The organism is Streptomyces phaeochromogenes (assembly GCF_001418655.1).
Lineage (GTDB): Bacteria > Actinomycetota > Actinomycetes > Streptomycetales > Streptomycetaceae > Streptomyces > Streptomyces phaeochromogenes.
Genome location: NZ_LIQZ01000419.1, coordinates 1 through 18,096, shown reverse-complemented (window position 1 = coordinate 18,096; position 18,096 = coordinate 1). Strand labels below are relative to the sequence as shown.

15 protein-coding genes are annotated in these 18,096 nt (G+C 70.2%); 11 read left to right on the top strand and 4 right to left on the bottom strand.

The genetic code is table 11. The features are described from left to right. The first annotated feature begins 77 nt into the window (after positions 1–77). The 7 genes from AOK17_RS41490 (at position 78) to AOK17_RS41460 (ending at position 10,663) form a co-directional block, all read left to right on the top strand. The gene (locus AOK17_RS41490; protein WP_055617819.1) at positions 78–1,364 is read left to right on the top strand and encodes an extracellular solute-binding protein; all 1,287 of its coding nucleotides are present in this window, start codon (positions 78–80) and stop codon (positions 1,362–1,364) included. Next, a complete protein-coding gene (locus AOK17_RS41485) occupies positions 1,364–2,326 on the top strand; it encodes a carbohydrate ABC transporter permease (protein ID WP_055617818.1) in 963 nt (320 codons plus the stop codon). Before AOK17_RS41490 ends, AOK17_RS41485 begins: the two co-directional genes overlap by 1 nt. Positions 2,327–2,340: 14 nt before the next feature. Beyond that, on the top strand, positions 2,341–3,237 hold the full coding sequence (locus AOK17_RS41480; protein ID WP_079053580.1) for a carbohydrate ABC transporter permease: 897 nt from the start codon (positions 2,341–2,343) through the stop codon (positions 3,235–3,237). Further along, positions 3,237–6,152, top strand: a complete 2,916-nt coding sequence (locus AOK17_RS41475) for a glycoside hydrolase family 2 TIM barrel-domain containing protein (RefSeq protein ID WP_055617817.1) — start codon at positions 3,237–3,239, stop codon at positions 6,150–6,152. The genes AOK17_RS41480 and AOK17_RS41475 overlap by 1 nt, the downstream gene beginning before the upstream one ends. 44 nt (positions 6,153–6,196) lie before the next feature. Continuing rightward, positions 6,197–8,050: a LamG-like jellyroll fold domain-containing protein gene (locus tag AOK17_RS41470; RefSeq protein ID WP_055617816.1), complete on the top strand. Its 1,854-nt coding sequence runs from the start codon at positions 6,197–6,199 to the stop codon at positions 8,048–8,050. 30 nt (positions 8,051–8,080) lie between these two features. After that, a complete protein-coding gene (locus tag AOK17_RS41465) occupies positions 8,081–9,751 on the top strand; it encodes a PHP domain-containing protein (protein ID WP_055617815.1) in 1,671 nt (556 codons plus the stop codon). 87 nt (positions 9,752–9,838) lie between these two features. Beyond that, entirely contained in the window at positions 9,839–10,663 is an 825-nt protein-coding gene (locus tag AOK17_RS41460; RefSeq protein ID WP_245697696.1) for a PaaX family transcriptional regulator, read from the top strand. A 67-nt stretch (positions 10,664–10,730) separates the two neighbouring features. Here AOK17_RS41460 and AOK17_RS41455 read toward each other — a convergent pair whose 3' ends face one another. From AOK17_RS41455 to AOK17_RS41440, 4 genes are all read right to left on the bottom strand, one after another. Beyond that, positions 10,731–11,186, bottom strand: a complete 456-nt coding sequence (locus AOK17_RS41455; protein WP_055617814.1) for a MaoC family dehydratase — start codon at positions 11,184–11,186, stop codon at positions 10,731–10,733. Then, positions 11,183–12,706: an acyl-CoA synthetase gene (locus AOK17_RS41450; RefSeq protein WP_055617813.1), complete on the bottom strand. Its 1,524-nt coding sequence runs from the start codon at positions 12,704–12,706 to the stop codon at positions 11,183–11,185. The genes AOK17_RS41455 and AOK17_RS41450 overlap by 4 nt, the downstream gene beginning before the upstream one ends. Positions 12,707–12,769: 63 nt before the next feature. After that, positions 12,770–13,654, bottom strand: coding sequence for an amidohydrolase family protein (locus tag AOK17_RS41445; RefSeq protein WP_206190924.1), 885 nt, complete (start codon positions 13,652–13,654; stop codon positions 12,770–12,772). 3 nt (positions 13,655–13,657) lie between these two features. After that, positions 13,658–14,575 carry an SDR family oxidoreductase gene (locus tag AOK17_RS41440; protein WP_055617812.1) on the bottom strand — a complete coding sequence of 306 codons (918 nt, stop codon included), beginning with the start codon at positions 14,573–14,575 and terminating at the stop codon, positions 13,658–13,660. A 240-nt stretch (positions 14,576–14,815) separates the two neighbouring features. Between AOK17_RS41440 and AOK17_RS41435 the strand changes: the two genes are divergently transcribed. From AOK17_RS41435 to AOK17_RS41420, 4 genes are all read left to right on the top strand, one after another. Next, positions 14,816–15,244, top strand: coding sequence for a MarR family winged helix-turn-helix transcriptional regulator (locus AOK17_RS41435; protein ID WP_055617811.1), 429 nt, complete (start codon positions 14,816–14,818; stop codon positions 15,242–15,244). Positions 15,245–15,274: 30 nt separating this feature from the next. Beyond that, positions 15,275–16,024, top strand: a complete 750-nt coding sequence (locus tag AOK17_RS41430) for an IclR family transcriptional regulator (RefSeq protein WP_055617810.1) — start codon at positions 15,275–15,277, stop codon at positions 16,022–16,024. 122 nt (positions 16,025–16,146) lie between these two features. After that, positions 16,147–17,373: a sensor histidine kinase gene (locus tag AOK17_RS41425; protein ID WP_055617809.1), complete on the top strand. Its 1,227-nt coding sequence runs from the start codon at positions 16,147–16,149 to the stop codon at positions 17,371–17,373. Further along, positions 17,370–18,041 (top strand): response regulator, encoded by a 672-nt coding sequence (locus AOK17_RS41420; protein WP_055617808.1) that lies wholly within the window; start codon positions 17,370–17,372, stop codon positions 18,039–18,041. Before AOK17_RS41425 ends, AOK17_RS41420 begins: the two co-directional genes overlap by 4 nt. Positions 18,042–18,096 lie beyond the last annotated feature (55 nt).

The window sequence follows — 18,096 nt, the reverse complement described above, 5'->3', positions numbered from 1 at the left end:
GACCCCACCCGCCCCCCACGGCATTCCCGATCTCCCCTGATGCGAAGACCGAACACATCCGAAAGGCGGTGGGAGCTGTGCGGCTCTCACGAAGGGGCCTGCTCCGCGCGGGTCTGGCCGGTACGGCCGCCACGGCGCTCGGCGGCCTGGCGTCCGGCTGCGCCGTACCGACCGGCTCGACCGGCCGGAACATGGTCCTGTGGTACTGGAGCGGCGGGCTGAGCGACACCGTCGTCAAGAAGGCCAAGGCGCGCTACGACTCGTCGGTCGACCTGGACGCGATCCAGATCGGCGGCTACTACCGTTCCAAGCTGATCACCACGATGACCGGCCAGGCCCACATCCCCGACATCGCGGGGCTCAAGGGCGAGGACATGGCGTCCTATCTGCCGAACGCCGACCAGTTCATCGATCTGCGGACCCTCGGCGCCGAGAAGCTCAAGAGCCAGTACCTGGACTGGAAGTGGCAGCAGGCGGTCGCACCGGACGGCAGCCTCATCGGCTTCCCCATCGACGTGGGCCCGGTCGTGCATTACTACCAGCCGGCGGTCTACGAGAAGGCCGGACTGGCGTACGAACCGGACGATGTGTCCTCGGAGATGAACACCTGGGACAAGTTCTTCGCGGCCGGTGAGCAGCTCAAGAAGCGCGTCCCCGGCACCTACATCCTCACCGACGTCGGCAGCGTCTACGAGATGTCGATCGGCCAGGGGACCACCCGGTACGTGGACCGGGACAAGCACTTCATCGGCGACGGCGAGCACGTACGCGACTGCTGGGACCGTGCGGTGGAGGCCAAGCGGCGCGGGATCGTCTCCGACATCGTGACGGGCACCCCCGACTCCATCTCGGCCACCGAGAAGGGCCGGCTGCCCAGCCAGCTGAACGCCTCCTGGGCGGCCGGAGACCTCAAGCTGCAGTACCCGAAGACCAAGGGCAGGTGGCGGGTGGCGAACTGCCCGGGCGGCCCGTCCAACGTCGGTGGCTCGTTCCTGGCGATCACCAAGGCGTGCCGCGAACCCGAGAAGGCCTTCGAGATCATCACCTGGCTGCTCAACGCGGACAACCAGGCCCAGGGCTTCGTCGACGCCGGACTCTTCCCGTCGACCCCCGCCTCGTACGACATGAAGAAGCTGCGCGAGCCCGACCCGTTCTTCGGCGACCAGATCACGATGGACGTCTACGGGCCGGCCGCGGAGAAGATCCCGGTCGCCTTCAACAGCCCGTTCGACGTGGCGCTCGGGCAGCCGATCAAGGACGAGATCAAGAACGTCGGCGTCCTCGGCAAGGACCCCAAGAAGGCCTGGAGGGACGCCATGAGCAAGTGCCGGCGCATCGCGGACCACCTGGGGGTGAGCTACTGATGGCTACCGTGCCCCTGGTCGAGAAGCCCCCGGCGCCCGCCGTGGAGCCACCCTCCCCCAACCCCAAGAAGAGCATCCTGAGCTACTGGCGGCTGTACGCCGCGATCTCCCCCTTCTATCTGCTCTTCCTCGCCTTCGGTCTGATCCCGGTCGGCTTCTCGCTGTATCTGTCGTTCCACCGGTGGGACGGTCTGGGCTCGATGGAGTACGCCGGGCTGTCGCAGTACAAGTACCTGCTGACGGACACCGACTTCTGGAGTTCGATCGGCAACACGATCATCATCTGGGCGCTGGCCACCTTCCCCATGATCTTCCTGGCAATGGTGACGGCCGTGATGCTCAACTCGGCGGTCCGCTTCAAGAAGATCTACCGCTTCGCCTACTTCCTGCCCAACGTCACCTCGGTGGTGGCCGTCGCGATCATCTTCGGCTCGGTCTTCTCCACCAACTTCGGCCTGGTCAACGCCCTGTTGCAGGCGGTCGGACTCGACCAGGTGGCCTGGCTGAACACCCCGTGGGGCATCAAGGTCGCCATCGCCACCCTGATGACCTGGCAGTGGACCGGCTACAACGCGATCATCTTCCTCGCCGGACTCCAGACGATCCCCGGTGAGCTGTACGAGGCCGCGCGCGTGGACGGGGCCGGGCCCATCCAGACCTTCTTCCGGATCACGCTGCCGATGATGCGGCCCGTGCTGCTCTTCGTCCTCGTCATCTCGACGGTCACCGGACTGCAGAGCTTCTCCGAACCCCAGGTGCTGCTGCAGACCACGGCCAACGAGTCGACGTTCTCGGGCGGTCCCGACCACGCCGGCCGGACGATGGTCCTCTACTTCTTCCAGCAGACCTTCGACAACAACGACTTCGGCTACGGCGCCGCCGTGGCCTGGGGCATCTTCCTCGTCGTCGTCATCTTCTCGATCATCAACTGGCGCTTGGTGCAGCGCCGGGGCGAGGACTAGGGAGGCCCGTCACCATGACAATCACCGATGTCAAGCCCACCGAGTCCGAGCCCGGCAAGGCCAGGCACGGCAAGAACAAGCGCATCGACGGCACCCGGCGCAGGGGCATCGCCCTCCACGCCTCGCTGATCCTCGGCGTGCTGCTCTCCGCGTTCCCGTTCTACTGGGCCGTGATCATGTCGACGCACTCGTCGACCGAGATCTTCTCCTACCCGCCGAAGCTGCTGCCCGGCTCGCACCTCGGCGACAACCTCAGCAAGCTCTTCGACAGCATCGACTTCTTCGGGTCGATGTTCAACTCGCTGCTCGTCGCCACCACGGTGACGGTCCTCGTGCTCTTCTTCGACTCGCTGGCCGCGTTCGTCTTCGCGAAGTTCAGCTTCCCGGGCCGGGGGGTGCTGTTCGCCATGATGATGATGATCTTCATGGTGCCGGCGCAGCTGCAGGCCATCCCGCAGTTCGTGATCATGGCGAAGCTCGGCTGGATCGGCTCGATGACCTCGCTGGTCGTGCCGGCCGCCGCGAACGCGTTCGGCATCTTCTGGATGCGGCAGTACATGAAGAGCGCGATCCACGACGAGCTGCTCGACGCCTCCAAGCTCGACGGGGCCAGCTTCATGCGCCAGTACTGGCACGTGGCGCTGCCGGTCGTGCGGCCCGGTCTCGCCTTCCTCGGCATCTTCACCTTCATGGGCCAGTGGAACGACTACGCCTGGCCGTTGATCGCCCTCACCAACCCGGACAACGTGACCCTCCAGGTCGCGCTGTCGCAGCTCAACGGCGTCCACGGCACCACGGACTACGGGATGGTCATGACGGGTGCGGTACTGGCCCTCATCCCGCTGCTGATCGTCTTCGCGATCGGCGCCAAGCAGATCATCGCGGATCTCGGCAAGGGAGCCATTCGCTGATGCGACGCGATCACCTGATCGCCCTGCGCCCCTGGGAGGCACCGGAGGTGACCTCCTGGGGGCGGCTGGCCATGAACGCGGTGGACCGGCGCCCCGGTGCGCTGTCCCTGGACGGCTCCTGGCACTTCCAGCTGCTGCCCTCGCCCATGGGCTGCTCGGGCGAGTGGACCCGGACCGAGGTGCCGGGCACCTGGACCACGCAGAGCGGCGACGACCTGCCGCAGTACACCAACGCGCAGATGCCGTGGGGCGAGTTCCCGCCCGCCTCGCCCGCCGCCAACCCGACGGGCATATACGAGCGTTCCGTCGACATCCCCGCCGAGTGGGCCGGACGCCGGATCGTGCTCCAGGTCGGCGCGGCCGAGAGCGTGCTCCTGGTCCATGTGAACGGCAAACCGGTCGGCATCTCCAAGGACTCCCACCTCGCGGCCGAGTTCGACCTCTCCGACGTCGTACGCCCCGGGGACCCGGCGACCGTCCGGTTCACCGTCGTCAAGTGGTCCGACGCCTCGCACATCGAGGACCAGGACCAGTGGTGGCACGCCGGGATCACCCGCTCGGTGCTGCTGTACGCGACCGATCCGCTGCATCTCGCGGACGTGACCGTACGGGCCCGGCGGGACGGGCGGCTCCGGGTCGACTGCCAGGTGCGCGACGCGGCGGGACCGCTGCCGCGGGGGTGGTACGTCACCGGGGCACTGGAGGATCAACTCCTCGCCCAGGACACCGAGTTCGACCGTTTCAACGCCGAGGACATGCGGGTGTCCGACTTCCTGGGCGAGGCGCGGCTGCGGGTCACCGTCGAGAACGTGTGGCCGTGGACCGCCGAGACGCCCGAGCTGTACGACCTGACCGTGCGTCTGCACCGGGCCGACGGTACGGTCGCCGACACCTCGCACCACCGGGTCGGGTTCCGGGACGTCGAGATCCGCGGCCGGGACCTGCTGGTCAACGGCGAGCGCGTCTACATCCGGGGCGTGAACCGGCACGACTTCCACCCGCTGACCGGGCGCACGGTCACCGCGGACGACATGCGCGCGGACCTGGTCGTCATGAAGCGCTTCGGCTTCAACGCGATCCGCACCGCCCACTACCCGAACGACCCGACGCTGTACGACCTCGCCGACGAACTGGGCTTCTACGTCGTGGACGAGGCGAACATCGAGTCCCACGACCACGCCCACGAGATCGCCGACGACCCCCGCTATCTGCCCGCCTTCGTGGACCGGGTCTCGCGCATGGTACTGCGCGACAAGAACCACCCGTCGGTCATCATCTGGTCGCTCGGCAACGAGTCCGACTACGGCGCCAACCACGACGCGGCGGCGGGCTGGGTCCGGCGCCACGACCCGACCCGCCCGATCCAGTACGAGGGCGCGGCCAAGCTCGACTGGGCGGATCCGACGACCGCGTCCGACATCGTCTGCCCGATGTACGCGCCGATCGAGGACTGTGTCGCGCACGCCCGGTCGGGGAAGCAGACCATGCCGCTCATCCAGTGCGAGTACTCGCACGCCATGGGCAACAGCAACGGAACGCTCGCCGACACCTGGGCCGCCATCGAGTCCACCCCAGGTCTTCAGGGCGGCTTCATCTGGGAGTTCTGGGACCACGGCATTCTCCAGCGTGTGAACGACGGAAGACCTGCCGGGCGTGGGGGCGCCGGGCTGTACGAGCACGGAGTCGCCGCGCCCGGCCATCGCTGGGCCTACGGCGGCGACTTCGGCGAGACCATCCACGACGGGGCGTTCATCGCCGACGGCGTGGTGTTCCCGGACCGCACGCCCAAGCCCGTGGTGTACGAGCACCGCGAGATCGCGGCACCGGTCCGCCTCAGCTATGACCAGGGCGTCCTCCTGGTCCACAACCGGCAGCACTTCCGGGACCTGGAATGGCTGGCCGCCGAGTGGCGCCTGGTCCTCGCGGACGGCACCACGGTGACGGCACCGGCCGAGCTGCCCGACGTACTGCCGGGCGAGTCCGCGGCGGAGCCGCTGCCGTTCCCCGTTCCGGAGGGCGAGTCCTGGCTGACGCTGCGGGTCGTCACCGCGGACGACGAGGCCTGGGCGCCGCTCGGCACCGAGGTGTGTCTGCCGCAGGTCCGGCTGGGCGCGGCCGTCGCCGACCCGACGCCGGAGCCCGCGTCCGGTCCGGCCGTCACGCTGGACGCGGACGCGCTGCTCATCCATCCCCTGCTGACCGCCGCACCCGTGCTCTCGCTGTGGCGGGCGCCCACCGACAACGACGAACTGGGCGGCATGGCGGCCCGCTGGCGCGACTGGGGCCTCGACGAGCTCGTACGCAAGGTCGTGGACGTGCGGGAGGAGGACTCCCGGGTCGTCGTGGTCGCCGAGTACGCGACCGGGGCCGGGCCCGTCCGCCACGAGCAGGTGTTCACCCCGGTCGCCGGCGGCCTCCGGGTCGAGGAGTCGGCCGAACTGCCGGAGGGCCTCGACGACGTGGCCCGCGTCGGCACGGTCTTCGAGACGGTCGCCGGGCTCGATGTCCTGGACTGGTACGGGCAGGGCCCCTGGGAGTCCTACCCGGACCGGAGCACGGGCGCGCCCGTCGGGCACCACTCGCTCCCGGTGGACGAGCTGTTCACCCCTTATCTGCGGCCCCAGGAGAGCGGCGGCCGGCACGGTGTGCGGCGGTTCACGCTGTCGGCGCCGGACGCCACGGGGCTGACCGTGGAGCTCGGGGCGCCGGGGCAGGTCTCCGTCAACCGGTACCGGGCCGAGGATCTGGCGGCTGCCGCGCACCACGACGAGCTGGTGCCGCGGCCCGGCTGTGTCGTGCACCTCGACGCCGCGCACCGAGGGCTCGGCACGGCGTCGTGCGGGCCCGACACCACCGCCGAGTACCTAGTCGCGCCGGGCACCCACCGCTGGGCGTGGACTCTGCGCGTGCTCTGACCCCCGTTTCCGCAAGCCACGCATCCCCCTTTCACGGAGCAGACGTGTGTACTTCGCATGAGCACGACCAGACCCTCTGCGAGGCCGAGCAGGCCGGCGCCGGGCGACGGAACTTCCTGCGGGCGACCGCGCTGATCGGCGTGGCCACGGCGGCGGTCGCGCTGCCGGCGGCCACCACACAGGCGGTGCCGGGCTCGAAGGCCCGTTGGAGACCCGACCCCGACAGCCGCCGCTTCACGCTCGCCGTGATGCCCGACACGCAGTACCTCTTCGACGGGCCCAGCATCGACAAGGCGCCCGTCGAGGCATCCCTGCGCTATCTGCTGGAGCACGGGCGCGACGAGAACATCGTGTTCCTGTCCCACCTCGGCGACCTGACGCAGAACGGCGCGAAGGCGGAGTGCGCGGCGATCGGCGACGCCTTCCGGCTGCTCGACCGGCAGGGCGTCGGCTACAGCGTCCTGGCGGGCAACCACGACGTGAAGTCGTCGACGGACGACCAGCGCGGCCCGAGCCCGTACCTGGACGTCTTCGGCCCGGACCGCTTCAGGGGCAGGTCCACGTACGGGGGCGCCTCCCCGGACGGGTACAACACCTTCCACCTCTTCCGGGCCGCCGGGCGGGAGTGGATGGTGCTCGCGCTGGACTGGCGGCTGTCGGCGAAGGGCTTCGCGTGGGCCGAGGACGTCATCGCCCGGCACCCGAGGACTCCGGTGATCCTGACGACGCACGAACTGGTCGACCAGGACGACTCGCTCTCCTCGTACGGGCAGCAGCTGTGGGACCGGCTCATCGAGGACCACGACCAGATCTTCCTCACCCTCAACGGCCACTACTGGCCCGCGGCCAGGGCAACGCGCAAGAACGCGGCGGGACATGACGTCCACCTGCACCTGACGAACTATCAGAACCGTTACTTCGGCGGCGCGGCGATGATCCGCCTCTACCGCTTCGACCTCGACCGGAACACCGTGGACGTGGAGACGGTGTCGCCGTGGATCCTCGGCCGGGCCGCGAAGGGGCTCAACGAGCTGGAGCGCCAGGAGAGCGAACTCAGCGGTGACGCCGACCGGTTCTCGGTCGGGATCGACTTCGAGGAGCGCTTCGCCGGCTTCGCCCCGGTGCCCACGCGCCCGGCGCGTCCCGCGTCGAAGATGCTGATACCGGGCACGGTCGCGTACTGGCGCTTCGACGGGAAGTCCGACGGGGCCGCCGTGACCGGCACGGTCCGCGACGCGTCCGGGCGCGGCAACGACCTCTCCCTGGTCACGGTCGCGGGCGGCTCGCTCACCTGGTCGTCGGACCACCACCCGGACCAGCCGGGCCACGGCAGCCTGGACTTCCACGGCGGCAAGCCCCCGCTGAAGGGCGCGTACCTGCGGACGGTCGACGGCGCGCCGCTCAACTCGGCCACCTTCAAGGCGGGTTACACCATCGAGGCCTTCTACCGGCTGCCCGCCGACTGGGATCCCGGGCGTGACGCGTGGGCCGGGCTGCTCGGCCGCACCGGTACGGGCGGTGCCGCGGGCAAGACCGACGACGACCCGGACGAGCCCATCGCCACGCTGTCGCTGTCGAACGACCGCGAGCCCCAGTGGGCCATGCGGCCCCTCAACCAGCAGGGAATCGCGACCAACTGGGGCCAGGAGACACCGCTGGAGACGTGGTGGCACCTCGCCGTCGTCAACGACGGAAGGCACACCACCCTGTATGTGCAGGGCTGCCCGGTGGTGCGCAACCCGAAGGCGTCGTCCGTCGGCATCACCTCGGTCGGGCTGCCCTGGATCCTCGGCGGCTACGAGTACGCCGGGAAGATCGACCAGATCCTGCACGGACGGCTCGGTGACGTGCGGATCGTCGAACGCGCCCTGCCCGTCACGTCGTTCATGAACCACTGATCCATCGAACTCCGAGGGACTCCCCAGACCATGACCGAGCAGCAGCTGCCCGCCTGGGCAGATCCGTCCGTCTCCCCCGCCGCCCTCGACGCGCAGGGCGTGTCACGACGTCAGCTCATGCGCCGCGCGGGCCTGTTCGGCGCCGCCTTCGCCGCCGGGTCGCTGGCGACGCCCGCCGTGGCGAGCGCGAATGGCTTCGGCGGCAACGACCCGCGCCTCGCCTACCTCGTCGGCGACCACCACGTGCACTCCGTCTACAGCCACGACGCGAAGTACACGTTCTCCCAACTGGCGCAGGCCAGCGCCAAGTACGGGCTCGACTGGATGGTGTTCAACGAGCACTCCAACTTCGGGCACGCCCAGTACGGGGCGAAGCTGGAGCACGAGGAGATCCTCAAGGCCCGTGCGGCGAACCCGCGTCAGCTGATCTTCCAGGGCCTGGAGTGGTACATCCCGGGCGCCGAGCACTGCACGATCTTCGCGGCGCCCGGCCGCCACGAGGTGGACCTGCTCACGCGGTTCGAGCTGGCCTACGACGGCAAGCTGCTCGGCTACACGGCGGGCGGCCCCACCCACCCCGACACCCCGCGCAACGAGGCGCACGCCGTCAAGGCCATCAAGTGGCTTGCCGCGCAACGCCGTTCGGGCTACGTGGACGACGTGCTGGTCTTCGCCAACCACCCGATGCGCCTGGGCATCGACTCCCCGCACGAGATGCGGGGCTGGCGGGACGCGGCCCCCGAGATCATGATCGGCATGGAGGGCGCGCCGGGTGCGCAGGGCGGCGCCATCCCCGGCTGGCGCGGTCCGACGTCGATACGCGGCGAGTACGAGAACAAGCCGTCGGCGGACTCCTGGCCCGCCTATCCGACGGACTCGTACCTCACGTACGGCGGCTTCGACTGGATGACGGCGACCGTCGGCGGCATGTGGGACGCCATGCTCTCCGAGGGCAAGCTGTTCACGATCACCACCAACTCCGATGTGCACCGGGTGGTGTTCGACACCTGGAAGAACGGCGACTGGCTGCCGGGGCAGAACTTCGACAACACGGGCCGGCTGCCCGACCCGGTCAACACGACCGAGCCACAGCCGGGCGGCGACTTCTGGCCCGGCCAGTTCAGCCGCACGCACGTCGGCGTGACGCGCTACGGCTACCGCGCGGTGATGGCGGGCCTGCGCGCGGGCCGGGTCTGGCTCGACCACGGGCATCTGCTCGACGGTCTCGACGTACGGCTGAAGCGGGACTGCGACCACGGCCGGGGCGTCACGCTGGGCAGTCGGCTGCGGGTCCGCAAGGGCGAGAAGCTCACCCTGAACGTGACCGTGACGACGGCCTCGCGGCCCAACCCGCACGACATCCTGCCCGAGCTGGCCCACGTGGACGTCATCCGCGGCGCGGTGCGCGGTCCGTCGGCCGACCGGGACGACTGGCGGGCGCCGGCCACCAAGGTCGTGCACACGGCGGACGTCTCCGGCCGCAAGGGCACGTACACCCTGCGCATCCCGCTGACCGCCGGGGACGAGTCCTTCTACGTGCGGCTGCGCGGCAGCGACGGCAACCGGCACGGCGCCGGATACCTCGGCGCCTCGGTCGACCCGCACGGGCCGATCCCGCACGAGCCGGGCGACGGGGATCCGTGGCTCGACACGTGGTTCTACTCCAACCCCGTGTTCGTGGAGGTCGCCGGCCACCGGTGAGGCCGGTCCGGGGGCTGCGTGTACTGGGACGGCCGGTGCGCCCGTACTACCTGGTCACGAGCTGATCCACGGGCGTACCGTGGGCCGGTGACCACTGACGAGGCGCTGCGGCCCCAGTCCCTCATGCTGTCGTTCCTGGGTGACCAGGTGCTCGGCCGTGACGTCTGCGTGTACTCGGGGAGCGTCATCGACGTCTTCGGGCGCGCGGGCGTCGGCGAGCACGCGACCCGCTCGACGCTGACGCGCATGGTGGGCCGCGATCTGCTCAGGCGGCAGCGCGAGGGACGCCGTATGTACTTCGGGCTGACCGAGCGCTCGGAGTCCGTGCTCCGGGACGGCGAGCAGCGGATCTGGGAGGACGGTGCCGTCAACCGGCAGTGGGACGGCTCCTGGACGCTGCTCGGCTTCTCGCTGCCGGAGTCCTGGCAGCGTCAACGGCACGATCTGCGCGCGCAGTTGACCTGGAGCGGCTTCGGCCCGCTGTTCGGCGGGCTGTGGATCGCACCCGGCGAGGCCGACGTCTCCGCCCTCGTCACCGAGCTCGGTCTGTCCGCCCATGTGAAGATCTTCCGGGCCCACGCGGACGCGGGCATGGACATCGGCGCCATGATCGAGGAGACCTGGGCACTGGGCGAACTGGCCACACGCTACGAGGCGTTCGTGCGCCGCTGGCAGCACTGGGAGACGACGGAGCCCGCCGCCGACGAGGCGCTCGCCCTGCGGCTGCGCCTGTCGACGGAGTGGCTGCAGGTCGTCCGCCGGGACCCGCGCCTGCCGGTCAAACACCTGCCCGACGACTGGCCCGCCGAACAGGCCGAGAAGACATTCCGCACGGTGTACACGCGCCTGACCCCCCTCGCGAAGGAGTCGGCGGAACGCCTTCTCGACCTGGTGCCGGTTCGCTCCCCATAGGGGCGCGGGGAACTGCGCGACCAGCCATGACGAACCCGCAGACGAAATGGCGCTCACAGCGGAGCGCTCACGCGTAGAAGCGGGACAGGCTCTGGAGCACGGCCGCGGGCTTGGGCGCGCCCTCGATCTCGATCGTGCCGTCGACCGTGATCTGCACACCGCCCGGTACGTCCTCGACGTCCGTCAGCTTTCCGACGAGGCGAATGCGGGAGCCGACCTTCACCGGTGAGGGGAAACGCACCTTGTTGAGGCCGTAGTTGACCTTCGTGGTGACGCCCTGGACGTCCAGCAGCTCGGTGAAGAGCGGGATGAAGAGGGAGAGCGTGAGATAGCCGTGCGCGATGGGAGCGCCGAACGGGCCCTCCTTGGCCTTCTCCTCGTCGACATGGATCCACTGGTGGTCACCCGTGGCGTCGGCGAACGTGTTGATGCGCTCCTGGGTGACCTCGATCCACTCACTGGTGCCGAGGTCACTGCCGGCGAGCTTCTTCAGCTCGTCGATGCCGTTCGCGGTGATGCTCATATGTCTTCCTTCGACTGGGAGTTGGTGCCGTACCGCTTGCGGACACGGGACTTGAGGAGCTTGCCGGAGGCGGTGCGCGGCAGTTCGTCCGCGAGCACCACCGACTTGGGGATCTTGTACTTGGCGAGGCGTCCGGCGAGGGACGCGAGGACCTCGTCGGGGTCGAGCGCGACGTCCTCGCGGGGCACGACGACCGCGCGCGGCACCTCGCCCCACTTCTCGTCGGGCACGCCGATGACCGCGCACTCGACGATGTCGGGATGGGCGAGGAGCTGGTCCTCGATCTCGGCGGGGTAGATGTTCTCGCCGCCGGAGATGATCATGTCCTTGATGCGGTCGACGATGGTGACATAGCCGTCCTCGTCGATCCGGGCGGCGTCCCCGCTGCGGAACCAGCCGTCGTGGAACACGGCCGCGGTCTCGTCGGGCAGCCCCCAGTAGCCGGGCATGACATGCGGCCCGCGTACGACCACTTCCCCGGTCTCGCCTGTCTCGGCGGGGGCGAGGTCGGGCCGTACGACACGGACGTCGCTGAAGAAGTGCGGCACGCCCGCCGAACCCGCCTTGGTGACCGCGTGCTCGGCGTCGAGGAAGAGCACGCCCGGCGAGGCCTCGGTCATGCCGTAGCCCTGGAGGAAGGTGAGACCCCGCTCCTGGTAGGCGGCGATGAGCGGGGTCGGCACGGGTGAGCCGCCGCAGCTGAGCATCCGCAGGGAGGACAGGTCGGCGTCGGCCCAGCGCGGATGGCGGGCCACGTGCTCGAACATGGTGGGCACGCCGAACATGAAGGTGATCCGGTGCCGTTCGATCAGGTCGAAGGTGGCCGCCGGGTCGAAGGCCTCGACCAGGACGCAGGTACCGCCCTTGAGGAGGACCGGCAGGGTCAGCATGTTCAGCCCGGCCGTGTGGAACAACGGGGCTGAGACCAGGGCGCGTTCGTCGGCGATCAGGTCCTGGTCGACCAGGACGTTGACCGCGTTCCACGTCAGGTTGCCGTGGGTGAGCATCGCGCCCTTGGGCCGGCCCGTCGTCCCCGAGGTGTACATGATGATGCAGGTGTCGTCGGCGGTGACGGGTTCGTCGATCGCCTCGCCGGAGGCCGCGCCCAGCAACTGGTCGTATTCGGCGCCCACTTCGACGTACGTACGCACGTCACTGTTGCCCGGCAGCCCCGCGACCAGGCCGGCGAACGTGGGCCCGTACACGAGGGCCTTCGCGCCGGAGTCCGTGAGTTGGTAGGCGAGTTCGGGTGCCGCGAGGCGGGTGTTGAGCGGTACGAAGACCGCCCCGAGGGTGCCCGCGGCGAACAGTGTCTCCAGGTAGGAGGGGTGGTTCGGGCCGAGGTAGGCGATCCGGTCGCCGCGACGCACCCCGGAGTCGCGCAGGGCGTGCGCGAGGCGGGTGGTGCGCTCGTACAGCCCGGCGTACGTGAGAGTCGTGTCGCCGTGGATCAGGGCGGTGCGGTGCGGGGTCTTGCGAGCCCGGCGTGCGGGCCACGACCCCAGTCCCTCATTGCGCATGTCCGTGCCCCTGTCCTTCGTCGCACATGGGGTGCCCCTGTCCTTCGTCGCACATGGCTGCCCTTATGGCTTCGTCAGCCCGAGCAGCCGGGCCGCGTTCTCCTTGAGGATCTTCGGCCTGACCTCGTCCTTGATGGAGAGCTTCGCGAAGTCGGCCATCCACCGGTCCGGGGTGAGGACCGGGTAGTCGGAACCGAACAGCACCTTGTCCTTGAGCAGGGTGTTCGCGTACTGCACGAGCCGCGGCGGGAAGTACTTAGGCGACCAGCCGGACAGGTCGATGTGGACGCCCGGCTTGTGGGTGGCGACCGCGAGGGCCTCGTCCTGCCAGGGGAAGGACGGGTGCGCCAGAATGATCTTGAGGTGCGGGAAGTCCGCGGCCACGTCGTCCACGTGCAGCGGGTTGGAGTACTTGAGCCTGATCCCGCCGCCGCCCGGGACGCCAGCGCCGATGCCCGTCTGCCCGGTGTGGAAGAGGGCGATGGTGCCGGTCTCCTCGATCACCTCGTACAGCTCGTACGCGACCGACCTGTCGTTGGGGAAGAAGCCCTGGATGCTGGGGTGGAACTTGAAGCCCTTCACCCCGTACTCCTCGACCAGACGGCGGGCCTGCTTGACGCCCGCCCTGCCGCGGAAGGGGTCGATGGAGGCGAAGGGGATCAGTACGTCCGCGTTGGCGGCGGCAGCCTCGGCTACCTCCTCGTTCGGGACGGGCGCGGTGCCGGTGGCGGACTCGGCGTCGACCGTGAAGATCACGGCGGCCATCTTCCGCTCGCGGTAGTAGGCGGCCGTCTCCTCCAGGGTCGGCTTCCGGTTGCCCTCGACCTTGAAGTACGCGCTGGAGGCCTCGTGCAGGTCGTCGTCCAGGGAAGAGGTGCCCTTGGAGGAGACCTCGGCGTGGGTGTGGACGTCGATCGCGACGAGTTCCTCGACATCGATGTTCGTCATGGATCACGCCTCCGGGAACTTCGGGGCGGGGATGCCGACCGACTGCGGCTCGGCGCCCAGTGAGGCCGGCCAGACGTCGGCGAGGGAGTCGGGGGTCCAGCCACCGTCAGCGTACGCCGCCTTGATCTCCTGGGGGTGGGACCACAGGGCGACCTTGTCGCCGCCGATGCCGATGGCCTGGCCGGTCACGCCTCGGGCGGCCTCGGAGGCCAGGAACGGGACGAGGACGGCGCAGTCCTCGGGGGTGCCGAAGCCCTCGCCCTTGCGGAGGAACTCCGGCAGCGGCTCGCCGCCGCGCATGGCCTCGATGTAGGGCGCGAAGGCCGGGATGGTCTCGGTCATCGCGGTCGCGGCGACCGGCACGATCGCGTTGACGGTGATGCCCGCGCGGCCCAGCTCCATCGACCACGTACGAGCCATGGCGGCGATGCCGGCCTTGGCGGCGGCGTAGTTCGTCTGGCCGAAGTTGCCGCGCTGTCCGGCCGGGGAGCCGACGAGGATCAGCGTGCCGCCCTCGCCCTGCTCACGCATGCGTACGGCGGCGGCGCGGGCACAGGTGAAGGTGCCCTTGAGGTGGGTGGTGATCACCGCGTCGAAGTCCTCGTCGGTCATCTTCCACAGCACCTTGTCGCGGAGGATGCCCGCGTTGGTGACCAGGATGTCGAGGCGGCCGAACTCCTCCACGGCCCGGTTGACCAGGCGCTCCGCCGCCGCGGTGGTGCCGACCGGGACCACCTCGGCCACGGCGGTGCCGCCCGCCTCGGTGATCGCCTTGACGGCCTGCTCGGCGACGTCCTCGTCCACGTCGTTGACGACCACGGAGGCGCCTGCGGCGGCCAGGGCGTGCGCATAGGCCAGGCCGAGGCCACGGCCGGAGCCGGTGACGACGGCGACCTTGCCGGTGAGATCGATGCTGGGCACGACGGTCCCTTCGAGAAACGGATCACCTGCGGAAGGCAGGACGGCTACGAGATCGGAGCTTACGAGATCGAAGCTAAAGACAATCATTGTTGTCGTCAATAGTTGTTGCCGACTCGTCTGTGCGGCATGCTGTGCGGAACAGGTACGCACCGCCCCGCAGGGGCCCGGTCCAGGGAGCCCGCCATCGCCGGCCAGCAGCACGCCACGCCCCCCGACGCCATCGACTCGCAGGAGCCGTGGATGCGCGGGCTGCACTCGGACACCGGCTATCTCCTGTACCGGCTGGGACTGCGGTCGGGGCAGCTGTTCAACACCTTCCTCCAGGAGTCGGGGCTGCGACTGCGGCACTACGCGCTGCTGCGGTTCCTGGCCACCTCGGAGGGCGCGCTCCAGCGGGAGCTGAGCTCGCGGCTCGGCTACGACCCGAGCGCGATCGTCGGTCTGGTCGACGACCTGGAGAAGCTCGGCTTCGCCGAGCGCCGCCCCTCCCCCGACGACCGCCGCAGCCGCATCGTGGTGCTCACCGAGGACGGCCGCGCCTTCCTCCGCGACACCGACGAGGCGGGCCTGCGGGTGACGAACGACCTCCTCCAGCCCCTCGACCCGGCCGAGCGGGACACCCTGCACACGCTGCTGCAGCGGCTCGCCGAAGCCGAACTCGACGCATGACCGGCCCCGACTCATGACCGGTCCCGGCCGATGACCGGGCCGTCCGCCCCCGACCGCCTGCTGGCCGTGCTCGCCGCCTTCGACCACGACCATCCGGCGCTCTCCCTCACGGACATCAGCCGCCGGGCCGGGCTCTCCCTCACCACCGCCCACCGGCTGGTGGGCGCGCTCAGCGACTGGGGCGCCCTGGAGCGCGACGCGTCCGGGATCTACCACGTGGGCCTGCGCCTGTGGGAGATCGCGGCGCTCTCCCCCCGCGGTCTCGCCCTGCGGCAGATCGCGCTGCCGTACCTGGAGGACCTGTACGAAGCCACCCACGAGAACGTGCAGTTGGCGGTCCGGGACGGCTCCGAGGTCGTCTACATAGAGTGGATCTCCGGCCGTTCGGCCGTGGGCGTGAAGATCCAGGTGGGCGCCCGCTGGCCGCTGCACGCGACCGGCGTGGGCCTCGCGCTGCTCGCCCACTGCGAGGCCGCCTTCCAGGAGACGTACTGCGGCGGGCATCTCGCCGGATTCACCCCGCACACCATCACGGACGGAGCCACCCTGCGCCGCGTACTCGCCGAAGTCCGGCACGCGGGCGTCGCGGTGAGCACCCGTCAGATCACCGACGACGCCCTGTCGGTGGCCGCCCCGGTCCGCGCGGCGGACGGCTCGGTGACCGCGGCCGTCTCCGTCGTGGTGCCCGAACGCGACGCGCAGACACCGGCGTTGATCCCGGCGGTACGGCTCGCGGCACGCGGCATCTCGCGGGCGCTGGGGTGGCAGCCGGAGCGGTAGGAGTACCACGCGCGGGGCGGTGTCCCCGACGGGCCGTGGCCGTCGGATATCCCTCTCACCGGTGAGGACGCGGCCCGGTGGCCACCCGATACTGGGACGGCCCTTGCCCCGAGGAGCCGCGTATGTCCGTGTCAGCCCAGTCCTGGATCACGCCTGCCGTCGCCCGCCTGCGCGCGGCCAACCCCTACGTCGTCGACGCCGCGCTCGCCGCGCTGGTGCTGTTCGCCGCGTCGCTGCAGTGGATGTTCCCCGACGACGGCGACGACCGCCTCACCTGGCAGGGGTTCCTGCTGGGCGCCGGAACGGCGGTGCCGCTGGTGTGGCGGCGGCGGGCGCCGTTCCTGGCGGCCTGCGGTGTCTCGGTGTTCACACCCGTCATGGCGGTCTACCACGCACCCCCGCCCGACGTGATGTACGGCGGCCTGGTCGTGCTCTACACGATGGCCGCGATCGCCCCGCCCTGGCAGCGGCGCTTCATGCTGGTGGGCTGGCTGGCCGGGGTCTCGCTGACCATGATGCACAAGGAGGGCGCCCAACCCTTCGAGTACGCCTTCCAGTTGCTGAGCTGCATCAGCGCGTACGGGTTCGGGATGCTGGCCCGTCTCCAGCGGGCGTACACGGCTGCGCTGGAGGACCGGGCCCGCCGGCTGGAGCGGGAGCGGGCCGCCGACACCGCGCGGGCCGCCGCGCGGGAACGGGCCCAGATCGCCCGGGACATGCACGACATCCTGGCCCACGCGGTGAGCCTCATGGTGGTGCAGGCGGAGGCCGGGCCCGTGGTGGTGCGCAGCGATCCCGAGCGCGCGGAGACGGCGTTCGACGCCATCGCCGCCGCGGGGCGCGACGCGATGAACCAGCTGCGACGGATCCTCGGCGTACTCAAGGACGAGCCGGTCAACGGCACTTCCGCCCGGTTGCCGCAGCCCGGTGTGGCGGCCCTGACCGACCTGGCCCGGCAGGTCGCGGAGTCCGCCGGGCTGCGCGTCGAGCTGCACGCCACCGGCGAGCCGCGTCCGCTGCACCCGGACACCGAGGTCGCCGCGTACCGCGTGGTCCAGGAGGCCCTGACCAACACCGTGAAGCACGCGTACGCTTCCCTGGCGCGGGTCGAACTCGACTGGACGGAGGACGAGTTGACGCTCACGGTGACGGACGACGGACGAGGCCCCACGGACCGCGGCGCAGGCGGGAGCGCGAGTGGGGGCGGGGCCGGCCACGGCCTGATCGGGATCCGCGAGCGGGCCGCCGCCTGCGGGGGCACGGCCCGTACGGGACCCGGCCCCGACGGCGGTTTCCAGGTCGCCGTACGCCTTCCGGTGGCCGCCGACCGGCAGGGGGCCCTGGGATGAGCATCCGCGTGGTGGTCGCCGACGACCAGGAGCTGGTCCGCAGCGGGTTCAGCATGATCCTTGAGGCACAGCCCGACATCGAGGTGGTCGCGGAGGCCGGGGACGGCGTCGAGGCGGTGGCCGCGGTGCAGCGGCACACACCCGACGTGCTGCTGCTCGACATCCGCATGCCCCGGATGGACGGCCTGGAGGCGGCCCGGCTGGTCTGCGCGCAGTCCGGGTGCCGGGTGGTGATGCTGACGACGTTCGACCTCGACGAGTACGTCTACGAGGCGCTGTACGCGGGCGCCAGCGGCTTCCTGCTGAAGGACGTGCGCCGGGACGACCTGGTGCACGCGGTACGCGTGGTCGCGGCCGGCGACTCGCTGCTCGCGCCGTCGGTGACGCGGCGGCTGGTCGCGGACATCATCCAGCGACGACGGGCCGAGGCCTCGACGCCGCCGCCCTCGACGGTACGGCTCGACGTTCTCACCGCTCGCGAGGAGGAGACCCTGCGGCTGCTGGCCCGCGGCCTCTCCAACGCGGAGATCGCGACGACGCTCTTCGTCAGCGAGCACACCGTGAAGACTCACGTCAGCAATGTCCTGGGCAAGCTGGGTTTGCGGGACCGGGTCCAGGCGGTCATCCGGGCGTACGAGTCGGGGTTGGTGACTCCGGGTTCGAACTGACCTTTCGGGGTGGGTCGTCGGGTGCGGGTGGGTTTGTGCCGGCCGCGCAGTTCCC

Coding starts and splice junctions, on each gene's coding strand:
- AOK17_RS41485 (WP_055617818.1), top strand. CDS start 1,364: ATGGCTACCGTGCCCCTGGTCGAGAAGCCCCCGGCGCCCGCCGTGGAG.
- AOK17_RS41480 (WP_079053580.1), top strand. CDS start 2,341: ATGACAATCACCGATGTCAAGCCCACCGAGTCCGAGCCCGGCAAGGCC.
- AOK17_RS41475 (WP_055617817.1), top strand. CDS start 3,237: ATGCGACGCGATCACCTGATCGCCCTGCGCCCCTGGGAGGCACCGGAG.
- AOK17_RS41465 (WP_055617815.1), top strand. CDS start 8,081: ATGACCGAGCAGCAGCTGCCCGCCTGGGCAGATCCGTCCGTCTCCCCC.
- AOK17_RS41455 (WP_055617814.1), bottom strand. CDS start 11,186: ATGAGCATCACCGCGAACGGCATCGACGAGCTGAAGAAGCTCGCCGGC.
- AOK17_RS41450 (WP_055617813.1), bottom strand. CDS start 12,706: ATGCGCAATGAGGGACTGGGGTCGTGGCCCGCACGCCGGGCTCGCAAG.
- AOK17_RS41445 (WP_206190924.1), bottom strand. CDS start 13,654: ATGACGAACATCGATGTCGAGGAACTCGTCGCGATCGACGTCCACACC.
- AOK17_RS41435 (WP_055617811.1), top strand. CDS start 14,816: ATGCGCGGGCTGCACTCGGACACCGGCTATCTCCTGTACCGGCTGGGA.
- AOK17_RS41430 (WP_055617810.1), top strand. CDS start 15,275: ATGACCGGGCCGTCCGCCCCCGACCGCCTGCTGGCCGTGCTCGCCGCC.
- AOK17_RS41425 (WP_055617809.1), top strand. CDS start 16,147: ATGTCCGTGTCAGCCCAGTCCTGGATCACGCCTGCCGTCGCCCGCCTG.
- AOK17_RS41420 (WP_055617808.1), top strand. CDS start 17,370: ATGAGCATCCGCGTGGTGGTCGCCGACGACCAGGAGCTGGTCCGCAGC.